General features: G+C 74.5%; 23 protein-coding genes. 15 read left to right on the forward strand and 8 right to left on the reverse strand.

Annotated features, from left to right (window positions below; genetic code table 11):
• The first annotated feature begins 29 nt into the window (after window positions 1-29).
• Complete coding sequence (locus tag ACFQ8T_RS17340) at window positions 30-983, forward strand: sugar-binding transcriptional regulator (protein WP_430547728.1); 954 nt, start codon at window positions 30-32, stop codon at window positions 981-983.
• Between the two features lie 57 nt (window positions 984-1,040).
• Window positions 1,041-1,586 carry an amino-acid N-acetyltransferase gene (locus ACFQ8T_RS17345; RefSeq protein WP_429764994.1) on the forward strand — a complete coding sequence of 182 codons (546 nt, stop codon included), beginning with the start codon at window positions 1,041-1,043 and terminating at the stop codon, window positions 1,584-1,586.
• Between the two features lie 31 nt (window positions 1,587-1,617).
• On the opposite strand, the gene ACFQ8T_RS17350 is transcribed toward ACFQ8T_RS17345, so the two are convergent.
• Complete coding sequence (locus ACFQ8T_RS17350) at window positions 1,618-2,550, reverse strand: A/G-specific adenine glycosylase (protein ID WP_430547729.1); 933 nt, start codon at window positions 2,548-2,550, stop codon at window positions 1,618-1,620.
• 708 nt (window positions 2,551-3,258) lie between these two features.
• Between ACFQ8T_RS17350 and ACFQ8T_RS17355 the strand changes: the two genes are divergently transcribed.
• Entirely contained in the window at window positions 3,259-4,047 is a 789-nt protein-coding gene (locus ACFQ8T_RS17355) for a hypothetical protein (RefSeq protein ID WP_430547730.1), read from the forward strand.
• 68 nt (window positions 4,048-4,115) lie between these two features.
• Complete coding sequence (locus ACFQ8T_RS17360) at window positions 4,116-4,565, forward strand: GNAT family N-acetyltransferase (protein ID WP_430547731.1); 450 nt, start codon at window positions 4,116-4,118, stop codon at window positions 4,563-4,565.
• Window positions 4,566-4,598: 33 nt separating this feature from the next.
• Here ACFQ8T_RS17360 and disA read toward each other — a convergent pair whose 3' ends face one another.
• Entirely contained in the window at window positions 4,599-5,684 is a 1,086-nt protein-coding gene (disA, locus tag ACFQ8T_RS17365) for a DNA integrity scanning diadenylate cyclase DisA (protein WP_429764986.1), read from the reverse strand.
• 9 nt (window positions 5,685-5,693) lie between these two features.
• Window positions 5,694-7,139 carry a DNA repair protein RadA gene (radA, locus tag ACFQ8T_RS17370; RefSeq protein ID WP_430547732.1) on the reverse strand — a complete coding sequence of 482 codons (1,446 nt, stop codon included), beginning with the start codon at window positions 7,137-7,139 and terminating at the stop codon, window positions 5,694-5,696.
• Window positions 7,140-7,214: 75 nt separating this feature from the next.
• Here radA and ACFQ8T_RS17375 point away from each other — a divergent pair, with 75 nt between their 5' ends.
• The 6 genes from ACFQ8T_RS17375 to ACFQ8T_RS17400 all read left to right on the forward strand — a co-directional run bounded on the left by ACFQ8T_RS17375 (window position 7,215) and on the right by ACFQ8T_RS17400 (window position 11,792).
• On the forward strand, window positions 7,215-7,907 hold the full coding sequence (locus ACFQ8T_RS17375; protein WP_430547733.1) for a DUF2087 domain-containing protein: 693 nt from the start codon (window positions 7,215-7,217) through the stop codon (window positions 7,905-7,907).
• A gap of 179 nt (window positions 7,908-8,086) precedes the next feature.
• Window positions 8,087-8,713, forward strand: a complete 627-nt coding sequence (locus ACFQ8T_RS17380) for a hypothetical protein (protein WP_430547734.1) — start codon at window positions 8,087-8,089, stop codon at window positions 8,711-8,713.
• 35 nt (window positions 8,714-8,748) lie between these two features.
• Window positions 8,749-9,612, forward strand: a complete 864-nt coding sequence (gene proC, locus ACFQ8T_RS17385) for a pyrroline-5-carboxylate reductase (RefSeq protein ID WP_430547735.1) — start codon at window positions 8,749-8,751, stop codon at window positions 9,610-9,612.
• A gap of 23 nt (window positions 9,613-9,635) precedes the next feature.
• A complete protein-coding gene (locus ACFQ8T_RS17390; RefSeq protein ID WP_430547736.1) occupies window positions 9,636-10,304 on the forward strand; it encodes a TetR family transcriptional regulator in 669 nt (222 codons plus the stop codon).
• The gene (locus ACFQ8T_RS17395) at window positions 10,294-11,073 is read left to right on the forward strand and encodes an ABC transporter ATP-binding protein (RefSeq protein ID WP_430547737.1); all 780 of its coding nucleotides are present in this window, start codon (window positions 10,294-10,296) and stop codon (window positions 11,071-11,073) included. Before ACFQ8T_RS17390 ends, ACFQ8T_RS17395 begins: the two co-directional genes overlap by 11 nt.
• Window positions 11,070-11,792 (forward strand): ABC transporter permease, encoded by a 723-nt coding sequence (locus ACFQ8T_RS17400; protein WP_430547738.1) that lies wholly within the window; start codon window positions 11,070-11,072, stop codon window positions 11,790-11,792. The genes ACFQ8T_RS17395 and ACFQ8T_RS17400 overlap by 4 nt, the downstream gene beginning before the upstream one ends.
• Window positions 11,793-11,876: 84 nt before the next feature.
• Here ACFQ8T_RS17400 and ACFQ8T_RS17405 read toward each other — a convergent pair whose 3' ends face one another.
• The 3 genes from ACFQ8T_RS17405 to ACFQ8T_RS17415 form a co-directional block, all read right to left on the reverse strand.
• Complete coding sequence (locus ACFQ8T_RS17405) at window positions 11,877-13,265, reverse strand: phytase (protein WP_430547739.1); 1,389 nt, start codon at window positions 13,263-13,265, stop codon at window positions 11,877-11,879.
• Window positions 13,266-13,339: 74 nt separating this feature from the next.
• Entirely contained in the window at window positions 13,340-14,011 is a 672-nt protein-coding gene (locus tag ACFQ8T_RS17410; protein ID WP_429764974.1) for a potassium channel family protein, read from the reverse strand.
• 46 nt (window positions 14,012-14,057) lie between these two features.
• The gene (locus tag ACFQ8T_RS17415) at window positions 14,058-15,449 is read right to left on the reverse strand and encodes a TrkH family potassium uptake protein (protein ID WP_430547740.1); all 1,392 of its coding nucleotides are present in this window, start codon (window positions 15,447-15,449) and stop codon (window positions 14,058-14,060) included.
• Window positions 15,450-15,513: 64 nt separating this feature from the next.
• Between ACFQ8T_RS17415 and ACFQ8T_RS17420 the strand changes: the two genes are divergently transcribed.
• The gene (locus ACFQ8T_RS17420; protein ID WP_430547741.1) at window positions 15,514-16,689 is read left to right on the forward strand and encodes an acetoin utilization protein AcuC; all 1,176 of its coding nucleotides are present in this window, start codon (window positions 15,514-15,516) and stop codon (window positions 16,687-16,689) included.
• A 154-nt stretch (window positions 16,690-16,843) separates the two neighbouring features.
• Window positions 16,844-16,942 carry a 30S ribosomal protein bS22 gene (locus tag ACFQ8T_RS17425; RefSeq protein WP_003792170.1) on the forward strand — a complete coding sequence of 33 codons (99 nt, stop codon included), beginning with the start codon at window positions 16,844-16,846 and terminating at the stop codon, window positions 16,940-16,942.
• A gap of 97 nt (window positions 16,943-17,039) precedes the next feature.
• Here the strand turns inward: ACFQ8T_RS17425 and ACFQ8T_RS17430 are convergent, their stop codons facing one another.
• Window positions 17,040-17,843, reverse strand: coding sequence for an HAD family hydrolase (locus tag ACFQ8T_RS17430; protein WP_430547742.1), 804 nt, complete (start codon window positions 17,841-17,843; stop codon window positions 17,040-17,042).
• A 71-nt stretch (window positions 17,844-17,914) separates the two neighbouring features.
• Between ACFQ8T_RS17430 and ACFQ8T_RS17435 the strand changes: the two genes are divergently transcribed.
• Both ACFQ8T_RS17435 and ACFQ8T_RS17440 read left to right on the forward strand, forming a co-directional pair.
• Complete coding sequence (locus tag ACFQ8T_RS17435; protein WP_430547743.1) at window positions 17,915-18,151, forward strand: glutaredoxin family protein; 237 nt, start codon at window positions 17,915-17,917, stop codon at window positions 18,149-18,151.
• 31 nt (window positions 18,152-18,182) lie between these two features.
• Window positions 18,183-18,845 carry a redox-sensing transcriptional repressor Rex gene (locus ACFQ8T_RS17440; protein ID WP_430547744.1) on the forward strand — a complete coding sequence of 221 codons (663 nt, stop codon included), beginning with the start codon at window positions 18,183-18,185 and terminating at the stop codon, window positions 18,843-18,845.
• A gap of 119 nt (window positions 18,846-18,964) precedes the next feature.
• On the opposite strand, the gene ACFQ8T_RS17445 is transcribed toward ACFQ8T_RS17440, so the two are convergent.
• A complete protein-coding gene (locus ACFQ8T_RS17445) occupies window positions 18,965-19,513 on the reverse strand; it encodes a YceI family protein (RefSeq protein WP_430547745.1) in 549 nt (182 codons plus the stop codon).
• A gap of 102 nt (window positions 19,514-19,615) precedes the next feature.
• Here ACFQ8T_RS17445 and ACFQ8T_RS17450 point away from each other — a divergent pair, with 102 nt between their 5' ends.
• Window positions 19,616-20,122: a MarR family winged helix-turn-helix transcriptional regulator gene (locus ACFQ8T_RS17450; protein ID WP_430547746.1), complete on the forward strand. Its 507-nt coding sequence runs from the start codon at window positions 19,616-19,618 to the stop codon at window positions 20,120-20,122.
• Window positions 20,123-20,169: the final 47 nt, after the last annotated feature.

Consider the following 20,169-nt stretch of genomic DNA (forward strand, 5'->3'; position numbering starts at 1 on the left):
ACGAACGTGCACGGGTGCATCCTGGTGGCATGGCGAGCTACCGGGAACGCGACGTGGTCATGGCCGCGACGATGTACTACCTGCAGGACATGAAGATGGAGACGATCGCGCGGCACCTGCGCACGTCCCGCTCCACCGTCTCCCGGCTGATCAAGCGCGCGCGGGACACCGGCGTCGTCGAGATCACGCTGCGACCCGGCCCGTCCCGGGCGCCCGGCCTCGGCCAGGAGATCGCCGAGCGGCACGGCATCGACGCGTACGTGGTGCCCGTCTCGGACTCCGCCACCGACGACGACCGCCTGCAGCAGGTGTCCATCACCACCGCGCGGCTCCTGGCGCGCTGGTTCGACTCCGACATGGTGCTCGGCGTGGCCTGGGGCACCACCCTCGCCGCGATCACGGAGCACCTGCCCCACAAGCCGACCCGCGGGTCCGCCGTCGTGCAGCTCAACGGCGCCGCCAACACCCGCACCTCGGGGATGAGCTACGCGGGCGACCTGATCTCGGGGTTCGGCACGGCCTTCGACGCGTCCGTCCACTACTTCCCCGTGCCGGCGTTCTTCGACTTCGCCGAGACCAAGGCCGCGATGTGGCGGGAGCGGTCCGTGCGCCGCGTGCTCGACGTCCAGGGCCGCGCCGACATCGCCCTGTTCTCCGTGGGGGCCCTCACCGGGGGCGTGCCCTCGCACGTGTACTCCGCCGGGTACCTGGAGCCCGACGACGTGGCCGTGCTGGACGCCGAAAGGGTCGTGGGCGACGTCTGCACCGTCTTCGTGCGCGCCGACGGCACCTACCGCGACATCTCCCTCAACTCCCGCGCCACCGGGCCCGCGCCCGCCGAGCTGCGCCGCATCCCGCGGCGGCTGTGCGCCGTCGCGGGCGACAACAAGGTGGCGCCCCTGCGGGCGGCGCTCGCGGCGGGCGTGGTGACCGACCTCGTGATCGACGAGGTCACGGCCGCCGCGCTCGTGGAGGAACCGTGAACGTCCGTGCACCGGGACGCGCGCGCCGCGCGGGGATCACGCTCGTAGAGTGACGGCGTGCTTCCGGAACCGCCCGCGGACCGCCGGCCCCAGGACCACGGCGCGTCGTTCGCCGTCCGCTCCGCGATGCCGGCCGACATGCGCGCCGTGCGCCGTCTCGTGGAGCCGTACGCCGAGCGGCGCATCCTCCTGGCCAAGGAGATGGTCGGCTACTACGAGGCCGTGCAGGAGTTCCTCGTGGCCGCCGACGTCGACGGGGGCGTCGTGGGGTGCGGCGCGCTGCACGTCATGTGGGACGACCTCGCGGAGGTGCGCACCCTCGCCGCCGACCCGGCGTGGCGCGGCCGCGGCGTCGGGCACGCCCTCGTCGAGGGCCTCGTCGACCGGGCGCGGCGCCTCGGGCTGCGCCGGGTGTTCTGCCTGACGTTCGAGGTGGGCTTCTTCCGCACGCACGGGTTCCGCGAGATCGACGGCACGCCCGTCGACGCCGAGGTGTACGCCGAGCTGCTGCGCTCCCACGACGACGGCGTCGCCGAGTTCCTGGACCTGGCGCGCGTGAAGCCCAACACGCTCGGCAACACGCGGATGCTGCTCGAGCTCTGACCCGCACCCGTCCAGCGCCCACGACGTGGCGCTAGACGGGCAGGTGGTAGCGCCCGGCGTCGTCCTGCTCGACGAGGCCGTCCTCGACCAGGCCGCCGAGACAACGGTCGACCTGGCCCTGGTCGAGGCCGGAGTCGGCGAGCAGCGCGCGCGGCACCGGCTCGACGGCGGCCCGCAGCGCCGCCATGACCCGGCCGCGCACCTGGCGGTCGGTGCCGTGCCAGGCCTGTGTGCGACGACGGTGGGCGTCTGCGTCGGGCGGGTGGCCGGCGGCGCGCCAGGCGCACAGGTCGGCGACGGGACAGGCGCCGCAGCGCGGCGCCCGGGCGGTGCACACGACGGCGCCGAGCTCCATCGACGCGGCCGCCCAGCGCGCGGCGGTCGCGTCGTCGTCGGGCACGACGCCCGCGGCGAGCCCGCGCTCCGCGGCCGTGGGGGAGGGCGCGCCGAGCGCGGTGCCGCCCAGCGTGCGGGCCAGGACGCGACGCACGTTGGTGTCGACGACGACGGAGCGGCGTCCGAAAGCGAACGCGCGCACGGCCGCCGCGGTGTACTCGCCGATGCCGGGCAGGGCGCGCAGCGCGTCCTCGTCGTCGGGGACCTCGCCGTCGTGCCGCTCGACGATCGCGGCCGCGCACTGCTGCAGGCGCAGCGCGCGGCGCGGGTAGCCGAGGCGGTCCCACGCGCGCAGCACGTCCGCCGTGGGCGCCGAGGCGAGGGCGGCGGGCGTCGGCCACCGCTCCAGCCACGCGCGCCACACCGGCTCGACCCGGACCACCGGCGTCTGCTGCAGCATCACCTCGCTGACGAGCACGCCCCACGGGGTCCGGTCCGGGCGCCGCCACGGCAGGTCCCGGGCGGCGTCGTCGAACCAGGCGACCGTGCGCGCGACGAGCGGGTCCGCGGTGTCCGGGACGGACGGCGTCGAGCGGAGCGGGGCGGGGACGACGGGCACGGCGCCCATTCTCACCCACGAGTTGTCAGGGCCACGGCTCGGCGGGTGCTGGGCGACGCGGCGCGGCTCCGCCGCAGGTGGGGACGTGCGTCGTACGGTGGCGCCGCGGCAGGGATCGAGACGGAGGGGTGGCCCGTGGCACGTGCGGAGGACGGGCGTCGAGGTGGCAGCACCTCGCGTGGTTCCGGCGCGCGCTCCGGTGCGGGTCGGTCCGGCTCCGCGGGCACGGGGCGCTCCGGCGGCGGGACGCGCAGGACGACGTCGGGCGGCGCCCAGGGCGCACCGAAGAAGGCGTCGCAGAGCCCCCCGAAGGGCGCCACCGGCCGGGGCAGCGCGAAGGGCGCGGCCCAGGGTGGCTCGCGCGGCGGCTCCGCACGGGGCGGCGCGACGTCGTCCGGTCGGTCCTCCGGCGCCGGCGGCTCGGCTGCCCGCTCGTCGGCCGCGCGTTCCTCGACGTCGCGTACCGCGACGTCGCGTTCCTCGACGTCGCGCTCCTCGGGTGCGCGGGCGGCGTCGTCGCGCCAGACCGGGACGCGGGCGACGTCGTCCCGCTCGGGGGGAGCTCGCCGGGGCGACCGCCGCGTCGCCACCACGTCGCAGCTGGTCGCCCCGGGCGGGTCGCGCGCGGGCTCGCGCTCGGCGTCGTCCCGCCGGACGACGAGTCCCCGGCCGCGGAAGCCGGCGGCGCGTCGCGGTCGTCGGTCGCTGATCGTCTCGATGCTGGTCGTGGTGCTGCTGTGCGCGGTGGGCGTCGTCGGCGGCTACGGCCTGGGGCAGGCGGTCGACGGTGCGCGGAGCCTGCTCGCCGGGCCGGAGAACCTCCCGGCCGACAAGGTCGCGGCCCCCGAGCCGCTGAAGCTGGGTGGTCCGGCCACCACGTGCCGTGCGGACGACGTCGAGCTGAGGCTCTCGTCGAGCGCGCCGACGGTGACGGCGGGGTCCCCGATGTCCTTCATGGTGCGGGTCACGAACGTGGGCCGGGTGCCGTGCCTGTTCGACGGCGACGCCGCCAGCCGCGCGGTGACGATCACCGACGACACGGGCAAGGAGAAGGTCTGGTCGTCCGCGGACTGCTCCGACGGGTCACGACCGCTGCTGCTCGGGCCCGAGGGCGTCGACGCCGGCGAGGTGCACTGGAAGTCCGTCCAGGGCTGTGCGAAGAAGGCGCCGGTCGTCGGGGCGGGCACCTACGAGGCGACCGCGTCGCTGGAGGACGTCCCGGGCGCCACCAGCGAGCCCCTGACGTTCACCGTCGCGGCCAAGGCCGAGGCGAAGACCACCCCGACCCCGGACGCGGGTGACGAGGGCGCGACGTCGGACGACGCCGCGAAGGGCACGACGGACGGCGGCGCGACCGACGACGCGACGCAGCAGGAGACGTCCACGGGGGACGCGAAGGACGATGACGAGAAGTCCGACGACGCCAAGGCCGACGACGCGAAGGGTGCCGAGGACCGCGCCGCCGACCGCAAGGCCACCGCGGACGAGAAGGCCACGACCGACTGACCGTCGGGGCCCGGGGCAGCCCGCGGACCGGCCGACCGGGCACCGGCGCCGTGGCGTAGCGTGCCGGCGTGCTCGAACCCGTCCTCCCCGTCGACGTCCCGGACCTGACCGACTTCCTGCGCGGCGCCGACCTCACGGTGGCGGGACTGGACGCGCCGGCCGTGCGCCTGTGGGCCCGGCGCGACGACGCGGGGATCGCGGCGAGCGCGGGCTACGAGCTCAGCGCGGACGGCCGGCACGCGCTGATCCGCAGCACCGCCGTGCGGCCCGACCTGCGCGGGCGGGGTGCGGGGATCGCGGCGGCGACGTTCGCCGTCGACCGGGCGAGGGAGTCCGGGGCCGCCACGGCGTGGCTGTTCTCGCGGCGGTCGGGGCCGTTCTGGCAGCGGCTCGGGTTCACCCGCACGACGACGGACGCGCTCGCCGCGGCCCTGCCCGAGGCGCAGCAGGTGAGGCTGTTCCGCCGCACGGGTCAGCTCGACCGGGAGGTCGCGTGGAGCCTGGCGCTGCGCGGGTGAGGTCGACCGTGCGGGTCCGATGCCCCGGACTCGTCAGACGTAGCGCTCCAGGATGCTGGACTCGGCGAGGCGGGACAGGCCCTCGCGCACGGCGCGGGCACGCTGCTCGCCGACGCCGTCGACGGCCATGAGGTCGTCGACGCTCGCCGCGAGGAGCTTCTGCAGCCCGCCGAAGTGCCCGACCAGCCGCTCGATGATGGCGGCGGGCAGGCGCGGCACCTTGGACAGCAGGCGGTAGCCGTGGGGCGCGACGGCGGCGTCGAGCGCCACCCCGCCGCCGGGCAGCTCCAGGACGCGGCCGATGTGGCCGAGGTCGAGCAGCTGCGCGGAGTCGAGGGCGGCGAGGTCGGCGTGCACGCTGGCGAGGGAGCGACCGCTGCGCTCGAGCTCCACGTAGTCCCGCACGACGAAGTCGCGGTCGGCGCCGATGCCGCCGATGAGCTCGTCGAGCTGCAGGGCGAGGAGGCGGCCGTCGGCGCCGAGCTCGACGACGTACCCGTCGATCTCCTCGGAGATCCGGCGCACCATCTCGAGGCGCTGGACGACGGAGCACACGTCGCGGACGGTGACGAGGTCCTCGATCTCCAGCGCGGAGAGCGTGCCGGACACCTCGTCGAGGCGGGAGCGGTACCGCTCGAGGGTGGCGAGGGCCTGGTTGGCGCGGCCCAGGATGGTGTCCGGGTCCTCCAGCACGTGCCGGTGCGACCCGACGTAGATCGCGATGATCCGCATCGACTGGCTGACCGAGATCACGGGCAGCCCGGACTGCTTGGCCACGCGCTCCGCGGTGCGGTGGCGGGTGCCGGACTCGCTGGTCTCGATCGACGGGTCGGGCAGGAGCTGCACGGCGGCACGACGGATGCGGGTGGCGTCGTGGTCGAGGACGCACGCGCCGTCCATCTTCGACAGCTCGCGCAGCCGGGTGGCGGAGAACTGGACGTCGAGCTCGAAGCCGCCGGAGCACATCTGCTCGACCGTCTTGTCGAGACCGAGCACGATGAGCGCGCCGGTCCGCCCGCGCAGGATGCGTTCCAACCCGTCGCGCAGCTCGGTGCCGGGGGCGACCGCGGCGAGGGTCTCCCTGAGCAGGGCATCGGAGTGCACGGAGGAGGGAGCCACGGGGGAATCCTACGACGTCAGGGGTGAATCGCCCCGGCGATCCGCCGATCGGACGCCGACCCCGGCGAGCTCGACCGCCTCGGCGAGGTGCCGGGCCTCGAGCAGCTGCATCCCGGCGGGCGCCTTGACCGACGTCCCAGCGGGGACGACGGCGCGCACGAAACCCAGGCGGGCGGCCTCCCCGACGCGACGGTCCAGCCCGGTGACGGGCCGGATGTCGCCCGCGAGGCCGACCTCGCCGACCGCGACGGTGCCGGTGGGCAGCGGCTCGCCGGTGCGGGCGGAGACGATCGCGAGGGCCGTCGCGAGGTCGGCGGCCGGCTCAGTGACGCGGGCGCCGCCGATGGTGGAGACGTAGACGTCCTGGTCGGCGAGGCGGAGGCCAGCGTGCCGGTGCAGGACGGCGAGGATCATCGCCAGCCGCGACGACTCGACGCCGCTCGTCGTGCGCCGCGGGTTGGCGAGCGGCGACGGGGCGACGAGCGACTGCAGCTCGAGGGCGAGCGGGCGGCGGCCCTCGAGCGTCACGGTGACGCACGTGCCGGGCACGCCCGCGCCGAGATGGGAGAGGAACAGCCCGCTCGGGTCGCTGAGCCCGATGATGCCCCGCTCGGACAGCTCGAAGCAGCCGACCTCGTCGGTGGGGCCGTACCGGTTCTTCACGGCCCGGACCATGCGCAGCCGCGAGTGCCGGTCGCCCTCGAACTGGCACACGACGTCGACGAGGTGCTCCAGGGTGCGCGGCCCGGCGACCGTGCCGTCCTTGGTGACGTGCCCGACCAGCAGCACGGGCACCTGGCGGGACTTGGCGACGGCGATGAGCGACGCCGCCACCTCGCGCACCTGGCTCACGCCGCCGGGGGCGCCGTCCACCTCGGCGGACGCGATGGTCTGCACGGAGTCGACGACCAGCAGGTCGGGCTCGTTGGCCTCGACGTGCCCCAGCACGGTGCCGAGGTCGGTCTCGGCGGCGAGCAGCAGCGTGGGCGCGAGCGCGCCGACCCGCTCGGCGCGCAGCCGCACCTGCCCGGCGGACTCCTCGCCCGTCACGTACAGCACGGTCCGGGCGTCGCGGCCGTCGGCGCCGCGCGCGTACGAGGCCGCGACGTCGAGCAGCAGGGTCGACTTGCCGACGCCGGGCTCGCCCGCGAGCAGCACGACGGCGCCCGGCACGAGACCCCCGCCGAGCACGCGGTCCAGCTCCGGCACCTGGGTGGGCGCCGCCTGCGCGGCCGCGACGTCGATCTCCGCGATCGGCCGCGCGGGCGCGCGCCCCGGGCTCGTCGCGACCGTGCGCGGCCCGGCCGACGCGGGTCCCTCGTCGGTGACCGTGCCCCACTCCTGGCACTCGCCGCACCGGCCCACCCACTTGGGCGTGGTCCACCCGCACTCGGTGCAGCGGTAGCCGGGGCGCGACTGCTTGGCGCGGGTGCGGGACGACGTCGTGGTGCTCACGTCGTCAGACGCTAGGTCCCGGCACCGACAGCGGCCCCTCGGCGGCGCGTGCGCGCCGCGCGCGATGATGGCGACATGTCCTCAGCGCCCCCGGACGTGAGCCGCTTCCTGCACGACGGCCGCCTGGAGACGATGCCCCGGCGCCGGGAGCACCGCCGCACGGTGGCCCGCTGGCTCGCGCACGCCGCGTTGCCGGCGCTGCTCGACACGGTCGGCGAGCGGGAGCTCACCGACCGGCTGGCGCGGCTCGCCGACGACCCCGTCGGGGTGCGCCGGGCGCTGGTGGACCTCGGCGTCGTGCACCGCACCCGCGACGGCGCGGAGTACTGGCGCACGGAGGTCACCGAGTTCGACGACGTCGGGTCGGCCGACGACGCCGGGCACGTGACGCTGCACCTCGACGGCGACCGGGTCCACTCGATCGCCACGTTCTACGACGAGCTGAACCGCGTGTTCATGGCGGGCGAGGGCTGGCGGCTCGGCCCGAGCCTCGACGCCCTGGACGACCTGCTGCACGGCGGCTTCGGCGCGGCGCACGGCGCGGACCGGCTGACGGTCGTCTGGCACGGCTTCGCCCGCTCGCGCGAGGCCCTGGGCTTCGCCGCGACGCGTGGGTACTACCGGGAAAAGGTCGCCGACCCGCGGTGCGACACCGCGCTGTTCCAAGGGCGGCTCGACGATCTCGAGGCGGGGCGTGGCAATACCTATGCGGAGCTGGTCCTCGAGGTCTTCGCCGACCATCCCGACGTCGAGCTCCTCCTGCGCTGATGAGGACCGGCGGCCGAATTTCACCTCGGCACCCCGTTGATCTGTTCGGCCGTCGTCCGTGCCGAACAGATCAGTGGCTTGCCGAACAGAACGGCAATCGCGTGCGAGGGTCCCGCCCGCACCGACCCACACGCCCTAGGCTGCCGGGTGCACCGCCGCCGACCCCGCAGGAGGACATCGTGAGCCAGGCACGCACGGGCGGGAACGGTCGCCCGTCGCCGGAGGTGTTCCGGCGCCGGCGCATCGTGGTGGCGTCGGCCGCGGGCGCGCTGGTGCTGGCGATCGTGCTGCTGACGGCGTTCGTGTGGCCCGGGTTCGCGATGAGCGAGCCGGAGCCGCAGGCCACGGTGACCGCGCCGGTGCCGACGCCGACGATCTCGCCCAGCGGGCGCCCGAAGGACCAGACGGCGTTCGTCAAGGCGCAGCCGGACTCGGTGCTGGCGCTGGCGCTGCGCGAGGCCACGGAGGACAAGTCCTGGGAGGACGACGCGGACGCGGTCGAGTCCTGGCAGCTCGTCTACGCGGACGGCGACGGCGCGGGCGCGACGACGGTCCAGGTGCACGCCGGTCAGTGGGAGGACGACGAGGCGGCGACCGCCGCGTACGAGGCGCTGGTCAAGGCGGCGGGCGACGCGACCGGCGAGGGCGAGGTGTCCGTCGACGGCAAGGCCACCGGCGCGTACGTCGTGACGCCCGGCTCCACCGAGGGCACCGCCGTCGTGACCTGGCGCAACGGCACCGCGGTGCTGCAGGCCACCGGCCCGGCGGACGTCGTCGAGGACTTCTACTCCGCCTATCCGTTGTAGTCCACCGCCGTCCGCGGGCACGTACCGTGGTGCCCGTGAGCGAGCAGACTGACGAGCAGGCCGGTACCCCCGAGAACACCCAGGTGGGCGGCGTGAAGATGGCGTTCCTCGGGACGGGGAACATGGGCGAGGCGGTGCTGGCCGGAGCGCTGTCCGCGGGGGTCGCGCCGCAGGACGTGGTGGCCACCTCCCGCCGGCCCGAGCGCGGCGCGCACCTCACGGACCGGTTCGGCGTCCGCGCGACGACGGACAACGTCGCCGCGGTCGAGGGCGCGCACGTCGTCGTCATCGGGGTCAAGCCCAAGGACGTGGGCGCGATGCTCGACCGCGTCGCCGACGCGCTCGAGCCGGGTGCCGTCGTCGTGAGCGTGGCGGCGGGCCTGCCGCTGTCCTTCTTCGAGCAGCGGCTGCCCTCCGGCACGCCCGTCGTGCGCGCCATGCCCAACACCCCCGCGCTGGTGGGCGCGGGCGTCACCGCCGTCGTCGGCGGGACGGCGGCCCGCGAGGACGACGTCGCGCTCGTCGAGCAGGTGCTCGCCGGCTCGGGCCACGTCTTCCGCGTGACGGAGAAGGACATCGACGCGTTCGGCGCGCTGGCCGGCTCGGGCCCGGCGTACGTGTTCTACGTGGTCGACGCGATGGCGGAGGCGGGCGTGCTGCTCGGCCTCACGCGCGACGTCGCGCGCCGGCTCGCCGTCGAGACGGTGCTCGGCTCGGCGAAGCTGCTCGACGAGACGGGCGAGCACCCTGTGCTGCTGCGCGAGAAGGTCTCCTCGCCCGGCGGCACCACCGTCGCCGCCCTGCGCAAGCTCGACGACGGCGGCGTGCGCGCCGCGTTCCTCGACGCGCTCGAGGCCGCGCGCGACCGGTCCCGCGAGCTCGCGGCCGAGCACGCCTGAGCCGGTCCGGCGGGGGAGCGGTCGTGACGGGCGGTCGGGACGACGGCGGGGGCCCCGCGCGCCGGGGGAGGCGTCCCGCGGGCCAGGAGACCCGCGAGGTCGTGCTGGCCGGTGCGCGCCAGGAGTTCCTCGAGCGCGGCTACGAGGCGGCGTCCGTCCGCTCGGTCGCGCGGCGCGCGGGCGTCGACCCGGGCACGGTGCGGCACTGGTTCGGCGACAAGACGCACCTGTTCACCGCCTCCCTCGGCCTGGTCGACATCGACCCGGCGGCGATCGTGCGGGCGGCGGCCGAGGGCCCCGTCGAGAGCCTGGGGGAGCGGCTGGTGCGGTCGGTCGTCGAGGTGTGGGACACGGACTACGGCGAGACGGTGCGGCTGGTCGTCCCCGCGGTCATGTCCGACCCGGGGCTGCGCGCGCTGCTGCCGCAGTTCCTGGGCGCCGAGCTGCTCGGGCCCCTCGTGCGCCGACTCGACGTCGACGACGCGCGCCTGCGCACCGCGCTGGTCGCGTCGCAGATGGTCGGTGTCCTCCTGACGCGGTTCCTCGTGCCGATCGACCCGCTGGCGACCCTCCCGCCTGCCCGGGTCGCGGCCCTCGTCGGCCCGACCGTGCAGCGCTACCTCACGGGAGACCTGCCCGAGGGCATTGCGTCCCGTGGGAGCGAGGAGCACAATTCCCCACATGGGGAATAGCGACGCCGCGGTGCGGGTCCGGGGGCTGCGCGTGGAGCGCGGCGGCCGGCCGATCATCGACGGCCTGGACGTGGCGGTGCCCGCGGGTCAGGTGGTGGGCCTGCTCGGCCCGTCCGGCTCGGGCAAGACGACGCTGCTGCGCGCCGTCGTCGGCGTACAGGCGCGCGTGACGGGCGAGGTGACCGTGCTCGGCGAGGCGGCCGGCTCGCCCGGCCTTCGGCGCCGCGTGGGGTACGTGACCCAGGCGGCGTCGGTCTACACCGACCTCACCGTGGTGCAGAACCTGCGCTACTTCGCCCGCCTCGCCGGCCTCCCGCGCACCGGCGCGGAGGCCGCCGTGCGGCGCGCCGTCGCCGCCGTCGACCTGGGCGGGCACGAGAGGCAGCGCGTCGGGACGCTGTCCGGCGGCGAGCGCTCCCGGGTCTCCCTCGCGGCCGCGCTGGTCGCCGACCCCGAGCTCCTCGTGCTCGACGAGCCCACCGTCGGCCTCGACCCCGTGCTGCGCCGCGACCTGTGGGCGATGTTCCGCCGTCTCGCGGGCGAGGGGCGCACCCTGCTGGTCTCCAGCCACGTCATGGACGAGGCCACCCAGTGCGACCGGCTCCTGCTGCTGCGCGACGGCGCCCTCGTCGCCGACACGACACCGGCCGAGCTGCTCGCCACGACCGGCGCCCCGGACGCCGAGCGGGCCTTCCTCGCGCTCATCGACCAGCAGGCCACGACGTCGGGCTCGACGACCGGCTCGACGACCGGGGAGGGCTCCCGATGACGCTCACCGCCACGACCGCGGGCCGCGTGCTGGCCCAGCTCCGCTTCGACCGCCGCACCGTCGCGCTCATCCTCGTGCTGCCGTGCCTGCTGCTCGGCCTCATCGCGTGGATGTTCGACGGCACCCCGGTGCTCGACCAGTTCGGGCCGATGCTCGTGGGGCTCTTCCCGCTCATCGTGATGTTCCTGGTGACGAGCGTCGCGACCCTGCGCGAACGCCAGTCCGGCACCCTCGAGCGGCTCATGACGACGCCGCTGCGCAAGGGCGACTTCGTGGCCGGCTACGCGCTCGCCTTCGCCGCCCTCGCGCTGCTGCAGTCGCTGGTGGTCGTGGGCTTCGCGCTCGCCGTCGGGATGGACGTGCTCGGCCCGCTGTGGCTGGTGCTGGTCGTGGGGATGCTCGACGCGGTCCTCGGCTGCTGCCTCGGCCTCGCCGCCTCCGCGCTCGCGCGCACGGAGTTCCAGGCCGTGCAGATGATGCCCGCGGTGATCTTCCCGCAGCTCATCACCTGCGGGCTGCTCATGCCGCGCGACCAGATGCCCGAGGTGCTCGAGTGGCTCTCGCGCGTCTTCCCGCTCACCTACGCCGTCGAGGCGATGCAGACCCTCGCTGCCGGCGGCGAGTGGGCGGACGTGCAGGGCGCCGTCGGCGCCATCGCGCTGTTCATCGTCGGCGCCGTCGTCCTCGGCGTCGCGACCCTGCGCCGTCGCACCGCGTGACCACCGATGCATCGAGCGTGCCGAATTGCTCCTCAAACGGCCCGTTTGGGGAGCAATTCAGCACGCTCGACGGCGAAGGGGTGGTCAGCGGAAGCGCGGGTCGTTCCCGGCGCGGGTGCTGACGACGAGGCCGAGCTCGTCGGCGACGTCGTCCCAGGCGACGTACGAGAACCCGGTGGCGTCGCCGCGGCCCGGCTCGACGTCGGCGCCGGTCTCGGGCTCGTCGTGGGTGACGAGCAGGCCCTGGCGGTACGGCCCGACGGGGCGATTCGTCACGGCGAGTCCGTCGGAGCCGTTGACCTCGTCCACGCCGCCCGTCCCTGCGACGCGGAAGGAGCCGACGGCCTGGTTGCGGCCCGTCGTGGAGTAGACGGCGTAGGTGTCGTCGCCCTGGCTGGACACGATGACGTACCCCGCGCGGCCGGGCCCGTGGTAGACGTCGACCCCCTCCGCGTCGGCGGTGAGCAGGTCGCCGCCGAACGGGTTCGCGGCGACGGCCTCCGCCTCGGACGAGCCGTCGGCGGGGGAGCACTCCTCGGTCTCGGGGTCGTAGGCGTCCTCGACGCCGAAGTCGGTGACCGTGTCGACGAGCCGCGGCTCGCCGGACCCCAGCGGCAGCGGCAGGCGCCACAGGCCGACGTCCTCCTGCGCGGCGTACAGGGTGCCGGTGCGCTGGTCGACGGAGAGCCCCTCGAGCTGCGGCCCCACGCCCGGCTCCTCGCACGCCGTCCACGTGCTGCCGTCGGGCAGGTCGAACGACGCGGGCAGGTCGAGATGGTCGACGTCCGTGTACCCGACCGTGCCGTCGGCGCGGGGGACGAGGCGGGCCGTCGCGACCGCCGTCGTGCCCTCCTGCGTGACGACCGCGTACGCCTCGCCGTCGCGGGGCTGCCACACCGCCAGCCCGTACGCGGTGTGCTCGGAGTCGACGCCCGCCCGGTCGGGCTGGAAGAGGAACGGCTGCTCCGCCGCGGTGATCTCGGTGAGCGGCACGTCGGCGGCGGCGCCGTCCGGGTCGACCGCGAAGAACCGGAGCTGGTCGTTGTACCGGTCGGACACCACGGCGACGTCCACGGTCTCGCCGCCCACGCGCAGGCCGTAGGCGAGGTCCACGTTGTTGTACCGGCCGGCGACGCCGTCCGCCCGCGGCGCCGGGTCCGCGGCCAGCGCCTGCAGCTCGCGGCCGGCCGTGTCGTACACGCGCAGGCCGCCCTCCTTGGCGGTCGCGAGGACCAGCGAGTCCCGGGAGCCGCCCGGGTGCACCCAGATCGCGGGGTCGTCGCCGGACGCGTCGCCGCCCGCCTCGTCGTCGTACAGCACGGGCGTCTCGACGTCGGTCGTCACGGTCGCGACGTCGCGACCGGGGCGGTCGTGGCCGTGACCGGGCCCGTGGCCCCACGCCGCGGACGCGGGCACGACGGCGAGGGCGGGGAGCAGCAGCAGCGCCGGCAGGGCGCGTCGGGGGGATCGCATGGACCCCGAGCGTGCCGGGCGCCGTTGGCCGGGCGGTGGCGCCCTCGTGAACGGTGGCCGAACACCCGCCCGGGTCAGGGCCGCGCGGAGAACCGCTCCAGCAGGTCGGCGTGGCCGGAGCAGACGAGCAGGTCGTTGGCGCTCACGCGTGTCTCGGGCGTCGCGTACTGGAACTCCACGCCGGGCGACTTCACGCCGATGACGGTGACGCCGTACCGCTTGCGGATGTCCGACTGGGCGAGCGTGAAGCCCTGCATCTCCTTCGGCGGCCGCATCTTGACGATGGTGAAGCCGTCCTCCACCTCGATGTAGTCGAGCATCTTGCCGCTCACGAGGTGCGCCACGCGGGAGCCGGCGTCGGCCTCGGGGTAGACGACGTGGTGCGCGCCGATGCGGGTGAGGATGCGGCCGTGCTCCGCGGAGATCGCCTTGGCCCAGATCTGCGGCGTGCCGAGGTCCACCAGGTTGGCGGTGATGAGCACTGACGCCTCGAGCTCGGTGCCGACGCCGACCACGGCGACGCCGAAGTCCTTGGCGCCGAGCTGGACCAGGGCCTCCGACTCCGAGGCGTCCGCCTCGACCAGGGGCAGGCGACCGGACCACTGCGCGACGAGCTTCTCGTCACGCTCGACGGCGAGCACGTCCTGACCGAGCCGGTCCAGCACCGTCGCGAGGGAGGAGCCGAAGCGGCCCAGGCCGATCACGAGCACGCCCGCGTCGCGCGCGGGTGCCTTCTTGTCCGCCACGGTTCTCCTCTGTCGGCCGGGTCGCCGGCCGGGTCGTCGGTACGGGTCACCCGATGATCGGGCGCTCCTCGGGGAAGCGTACGATGCGTCGCCGGTCGCGCAGGGCCAGGGCGCCGAGCAGCGAGATGACGCCCACGCGGCCGACGAACATGAGACCCGCGAGCAGGTACTTCGCGCCGTCGGGCAGGGCCGCGGTGACGCCGGTGGACAGGCCCACGGTGGCGTAGGCGGAGATCACCTCGAACAGCGCCTCGGACAGCCGCAGGTCGGTCATGCGCAGCAGCGCGAGGCACGAGACGAGCACGGCGGTGGCGCCCACGAAGACCACCGCGATGGACAGCCGCAGGGTGTCGCGGGGGATGCGCCGGCCGAACACCTCGGTGTCGGCGTCGCCGCGCGCCTCGGCGACGATCGCGAGCAGCATGACGGCGAACGTCGTGACCTTGATGCCGCCCGCGGTCGACGCCGAGCCGCCGCCCACGAACATCAGGGCGTCCGTGAGCAGCCACGTCTCCTGGGTCATCTCGTGCACGGGCACGGAGCTGAACCCGGCCGACCGCGGCATCACCGACGCGAAGACCGACGACAGGATCTTGGTGGAGAAGCTCTGCTCGCCGAAGGTGGCGGGGTTGTTCCACTCCAGCGCGCCGATGAGGATCGCCCCGGACACGAGGAGCGCGAGGCTCGTGGTCACGGTGAGCTTGGTGTGCAGCGACAGGGCCCGCACCCAGTGCTTGTGCTTGCGCCGGCGGTTGGTGATCACGTTGAGGATGACGGGGAAGCCGAGCGAGCCGATGAACACGCCGAGCGCGATCGGCACCAGCACGAACCAGTCCGACGCGAAGGGGAGCAGGCCGTCCGGGGTGGGCACGAAGCCGGCGTTGTTGAACGAGGAGATGCCGTAGAACAGGGCGTGCCACGCGGCGGTCCCGGCGTGGTCGCCGAGGACGAGGAACCGGGGGAACAGCAGCAGCGACAGGATCAGCTCGATGCTGGTGGCGGTGATGATGATCGTCTGCAGGAGGGCGCCGACCTCGCCGAGCCGCTCCGTCTTCGTCTCCGAGGCGGTGAGGAGCTTCTGCGTGAGGCCCAGCCGGCGCGACACGGCGAGGCCCAGCAGCGAGGCGAGCGTCATCACGCCCAGGCCGCCCACCTTGATGCCCACAAGGATGACGACGTGCCCGAACTCCGACCAGTAGGTCGCGGTGTCCTGCACGACGAGGCCCGTGACGCAGACGGCCGAGGTCGCCGTGAAGAGGGCGTCGACGACGGAGGCGCCGCGGCCGGACGCCGTCGCCCAGGGGGTGAGGAGCAGCAGCCAGATGACGGTGATGACGGCGGCGAACACCGTCATCGCGAGCCGGGCGGGGTACTCGCGGGCGGCGCGGTTCGCCCATCCGCGCAGCGCGAGCGCGCGACCGCCCCAGCTCCCCGGCACCCTGTCCCCTTCCGCCCCTCAGTCGCTGGGCACAGCCTGCCACGGCGTCGGCTACCGTGACGGGATGCGCGTCGCCCGGCTGCTGTGGAGCCCCGAGCTCCTGCGTTACGACTTCGGCCCCGGGCACCCCATGGCGCCCGCCCGCCTCGACCTCACGATGCGGCTCGTGGCGGACCTCGGCCTGCTCGACGAGCCCACGCTGGAGCTCGCGGACGTCGAGCCCGCCCCCGACGCGCTCATCGAGACGGTGCACGACGCCGCCTACGTCGCAGCGGTGCGGCGCGCGGCCGCCGACGGCACCGCCGACCCGGCGCGCGGCCTCGGCACCGAGGACGACCCGGTGTTCCCGGCGATGCACGAGGCCGCGGCGCGCCTCGTGGCGGCGTCGGTGGACGCGGCGGAGTCGGTCTGGTCGGGGCACGTGGCCCACGGCGTGAACATCGCGGGCGGCATGCACCACGCCCAGCGCGGCGCGGCGTCCGGCTTCTGCATCTACAACGACGCCGCGGCGGCCGTGCGGCGCCTGCTCGACCTCGGGGCCGAGCGGGTCGCGTACGTCGACCTGGACGCGCACCACGGCGACGGTGTCGAGGCGATCTTCTGGGACGACCCGCGGGTGCTCACCGTCTCCGTGCACCAGGACGGGCACACGCTCTTCCCGGGCAGCGGGAACGCCGGCGACACGGGCGGGACGGCGGCCCAGGGCACCGCGGTGAACGTGGCGCTGCCGCCGCGCACCGACGGCGCGCACTGGCTGCGCGCGGTGGACGCCGTCGTGCCCGCCGTGGTGCGCGAGTTCCGGCCGCAGGTGATCGTGTCGCAGCACGGCTGCGACGCGCACGGCAACGACCCGCTCACCGACCTGAACGTGGGCGTCGCCGCGCAGCGGACGGCCGCGCGCTGGGTGCACGAGCTCGCGCACGAGCTGGCCGACGGCCGCTGGGTCGCCCTCGGTGGCGGCGGGTACGCGGTGGTCGACGTGGTGCCGCTGGTGTGGGCGAGCCTGGTGGCGGAGGCGGCGCACGCGCCGCTGGCGATCGGCATCGAGCTGCCGGAGTCCTGGCGGCGGGAGGTCGAGGAGCTGTCCGGGCTGGACCCGGCCGAGCGCCTGGGCAGCGGCGACGTCGAGTGGCGACCCTGGTCGGACGGCTACGACCCGGCCGACGACGTCGACCGCGCGGTCCTCGCCACCCGGCGGCACGTGTTCCCCGTGTGGGGCCTCGACCCGTACCGCGACTGACGTCACGACGCCGGTCGGACGGGCGCCGGTCGGGAGGGCGCCGGGCATCGGGTACCCTGGGGGACGGACTTTTCCGCGTTGGTCGGCTGCTCCTGGAGACAGGGCTCCTGGGACCAACCGTGTTCCACCGACCGACAAGCATTGTGAGGACCTCATGGGCTCCGTCATCAAGAAGCGCCGCAAGCGCATGGCGAAGAAGAAGCACCGCAAGCTGCTGCGGAAGACGCGTCACCAGCGTCGCAACAAGAAGTGACGCCGTCCGCCTGACGGCGGACAGCGTGCACGAACGGGCCCGGCACCTCCACGGAGGTGCCGGGCCCGTTCGCTGTTCCCGGCCGGTGCGGCCGCCGTCAGCGGCCCTGCAGCCGCCGCCGGATGCTGCGGAGCACGAGCCCGGCGACCCAGGCGGCGCCGGCCCACGACGCCGTCTTCATCCCGCGCCCGGCCACGCGCCGTCCGCGGCCGCGGAACTCGCGGATGGGCCAGCCGACCTCCTTGGCGTGCCGGCGCAGGCGCACGTCGGGGTTGATGGGGCAGGGGTGCCCGACGGTGCGCATCATCGGGAGGTCGTTGAGGGAGTCGCCGTACGCGTACGAGGCGGACAGGTCGATGCCCTCGCGCTCGGCGAGCTCGCGGACGGCGGCGCCCTTGGCCTCCCCGTGCATGAGGTCGCCCATGAGGCGGCCGGTGTAGAAGCCCCCGGAGTGCTCGGCGATCGTGCCGAGGCACCCCGTGGCGCCGAGGCGGCGGGCGATGAGCCCGCCGATCTCGACCGGCGTCGCGGTCACGAGCCACACCTGGTCGCCGGCGGCGAGGTGCTCGTCGAGCAGCCGCTTGGTGCCTGGGAAGATGCGCAGCTCGAGCACGGTGTCGTACACGTCCTCGCCCACGGCCGTGATCTCCGCCACCGAGCGCCCGGCGATGAGCGACAGGGCCCGGCTGCGCACGGTCTCGATCTGGGAGCGGGACTCGCCGAACACCACGTACTTCGCCTGGATCAGTGCGAACCGCAGCAGGTCGCGGGTGCCGAAGAACCGCCGCTGGTACAGGGCGCGCGCCAGGTGGAAGGCGCTGGCGCCCCGGATGATGGTGTTGTCGACGTCGAAGAAGGCTGCGGCGCGCGCCGGCGGGGACGACTCGACGGGCGACGGCATGCGGTCCACTGTATCGGCGCCGCTAGTCTTGGCAGGTGAGCATGCCGCAGGGATCCGAAGGTGAACCCCGGGTGCTCCTGTACACGCGTGCCGGCTGCCACCTGTGCGAGGAGGCTCGGGCGGTGGTCGCGGACGTGTGCGGGGCCGCGGGCGAGACCTTCCGGGAGGTCGACATCGACGTCGACGGCCCCGGCGGGGACCTGGTGGGCAAGTACGGGGACTACGTGCCCGTCGTCGAGGTGGACGGCGTGCAGCAGGGCTTCTGGCGGGTGGACGGCGCGCGGCTGGCGCGCCGGCTGGCCCGCTGAGCCCGGGAGAGGACGACAGGGTGATCCAGCAGTGATCGAGCTCGGTGAGGCGACGGTGCCGGCCGCGACGGTGGCGAGGCTGCCCTACTACCTGCGCGCCCTGCGCGACCTGGCGGAGGGCGGTGTGACGACGACGTCGTCGTCGGAGCTGGCGGAGCGGTCGGGGGTGGGGTCGGCGCAGCTGCGCAAGGACCTGTCCTACCTCGGGTCGTTCGGCACGCGCGGCGTGGGCTACGACGTGCAGTCGCTGGCGCAGTACATCGCGACGGCGCTGGGGCTCGGGTCCGAGCACCGGCTGGCGATCGTCGGCATCGGCAACCTGGGCCACGCGCTGGCGAACTACTCGGGGTACGCGGCCCGCGGGTTCCAGGTCGTGGCGCTGCTGGACGCCGACCCGCAGGTGGTCGGGAACTCCGCGGCCGGGCTGACGATCGAGCACGTCGACGCGCTGGAGGACGTGCTCGCGCGCACCGGCGTGTCGATGGTGGTGCTGGCGACCCCCGGGCCGGTGGCGCAGGCCATCGCCGAGCGGATCGTGGCGTGCGGGGTGCGGGAGATCCTGTCCTTCGCGCCGGTGGCGCTGCAGCTGCCCGACGACGTCGTCGTGCGCTCGGTGGACGTGGCCGGCGAGCTGCAGATACTCGCGTTCCACGCCGCGGCCCGCGCGGCGACGAACGGCGCGCCGACGAGGTAGGACGAGACTGCCGAGGTAGTACGACAAGCGCCCAGGTAGTTCGAGATCCGGTGAGGTAGCGGACTACCTCACCAGGACCGGAACTACCTCGGCGCTTGTCGTACTACCTCGGCAAAGGCTCAGTTCTGCTTGATGGCCGAGACGTCGAGGGCGATCTTGACCTTGTCGCCGACGAGGACGCCGCCGGTCTCGAGCGCGGCGTTCCAGGTCAGGCCGTAGTCCTTGCGCGAGATCTCGATCTCGGACTCGAAGCCCGCGCGCGGGTTGCCGAACGGGTCGGTGGCGGTGCCGGTGAACTCGGTCGGCAGCTCGACCGAGTTGGTGACGCCGTTGATCGTGAGGTCGCCGGTGATCGTGTAGTCGTCACCGTCGGTGGAGATGCCCTTGGACGCGAAGGACCAGACCGGCTTCTCCTCGGCGTGCCAGAAGTCGGCGCTCTTCAGGTGGCCGTCGCGGTTCTCGTCGCCCGTGTTGACCGACGCGGCGTCGAGCTCGGCGGAGACGGCCGACGACTCGAGGTCGTCGCCCACGGTGATCGCGCCGGACGTGATGGCGATCGTGCCGCGCACCTTGGCGATCCCGGCGTGGCGCACGGAGAACGAGGCGGTCGAGTGGGCGGTGTCGATGGCGTAGGTACCGGCGGTCAGGCCTGCGGGCAGCGCGGTCATGGTGTCTCCCTCGGGTTGGGTCGTGCTGACGTTCACCAAGATAGTTGATGAATCAACTATCGTCACGGGGGGTGGAACGCGGCGCTCTCGTAACCTATTCCCGTGGGTGCGACGAGGGCGCGGGAGCGCGACGACGACGGCCGCGCGGACGTGCGCTGGCTCGACGAGGAGCAGCAGTGGGCGTGGCGGAGGTTCCTCGAGGGGACCTCCCGCTTCTTCGAGGCGCTCGGGGACGCGCACGACGAGGGGCTGCCCGTCACGCTCGGCGAGTACCACCTGCTGGTGCAGCTCTCCGAGGCGCCGGACAGGACGCTGCGGATGTCGGCGCTCGCGGAGTTCCTCGCGCTGTCGCGCAGCCGCCTCACGCACACCGTCGACCGGATGGAGAAGCGCGGGCTGGTGGTCCGCACGCCGGTGCCCGGCGACCGGCGCGGGGTGAACTGCGTCATGACCGACGCCGGGTACGCGGCGCTCGTCGATGCCGCACCGGGCCACGTCACCGCCGTCCGTCGCCTGCTGGTGGACACCCTCACCCCCGAGGAGTTCGCGACCCTGGGCCGCGCGATGGCGAAGGTGGCGGACGCGGCCAGGGGGCCGGCGGCCCCCTGACGTGAGCGCCGTCACGCTTGGCTGGACGGGACCTGGGTACCCCGGAG

The organism is Isoptericola sp. NPDC056618 (assembly GCF_042792715.1).
In the GTDB taxonomy this organism is placed as follows: Bacteria; Actinomycetota; Actinomycetes; order Actinomycetales; family Cellulomonadaceae; genus Isoptericola; species Isoptericola nanjingensis.

Coding starts and splice junctions, on each gene's coding strand:
- ACFQ8T_RS17375 (WP_430547733.1), top strand. CDS start 7,215: ATGTCCTCAGCGCCCCCGGACGTGAGCCGCTTCCTGCACGACGGCCGC.
- ACFQ8T_RS17340 (WP_430547728.1), top strand. CDS start 30: ATGGCGAGCTACCGGGAACGCGACGTGGTCATGGCCGCGACGATGTAC.
- ACFQ8T_RS17400 (WP_430547738.1), top strand. CDS start 11,070: ATGACGCTCACCGCCACGACCGCGGGCCGCGTGCTGGCCCAGCTCCGC.
- ACFQ8T_RS17420 (WP_430547741.1), top strand. CDS start 15,514: ATGCGCGTCGCCCGGCTGCTGTGGAGCCCCGAGCTCCTGCGTTACGAC.
- ACFQ8T_RS17350 (WP_430547729.1), bottom strand. CDS start 2,550: ATGGGCGCCGTGCCCGTCGTCCCCGCCCCGCTCCGCTCGACGCCGTCC.
- ACFQ8T_RS17430 (WP_430547742.1), bottom strand. CDS start 17,843: ATGCCGTCGCCCGTCGAGTCGTCCCCGCCGGCGCGCGCCGCAGCCTTC.
- ACFQ8T_RS17355 (WP_430547730.1), top strand. CDS start 3,259: ATGCTGGTCGTGGTGCTGCTGTGCGCGGTGGGCGTCGTCGGCGGCTAC.
- ACFQ8T_RS17405 (WP_430547739.1), bottom strand. CDS start 13,265: ATGCGATCCCCCCGACGCGCCCTGCCGGCGCTGCTGCTGCTCCCCGCC.
- ACFQ8T_RS17425 (WP_003792170.1), top strand. CDS start 16,844: ATGGGCTCCGTCATCAAGAAGCGCCGCAAGCGCATGGCGAAGAAGAAG.
- ACFQ8T_RS17445 (WP_430547745.1), bottom strand. CDS start 19,513: ATGACCGCGCTGCCCGCAGGCCTGACCGCCGGTACCTACGCCATCGAC.
- ACFQ8T_RS17395 (WP_430547737.1), top strand. CDS start 10,294: ATGGGGAATAGCGACGCCGCGGTGCGGGTCCGGGGGCTGCGCGTGGAG.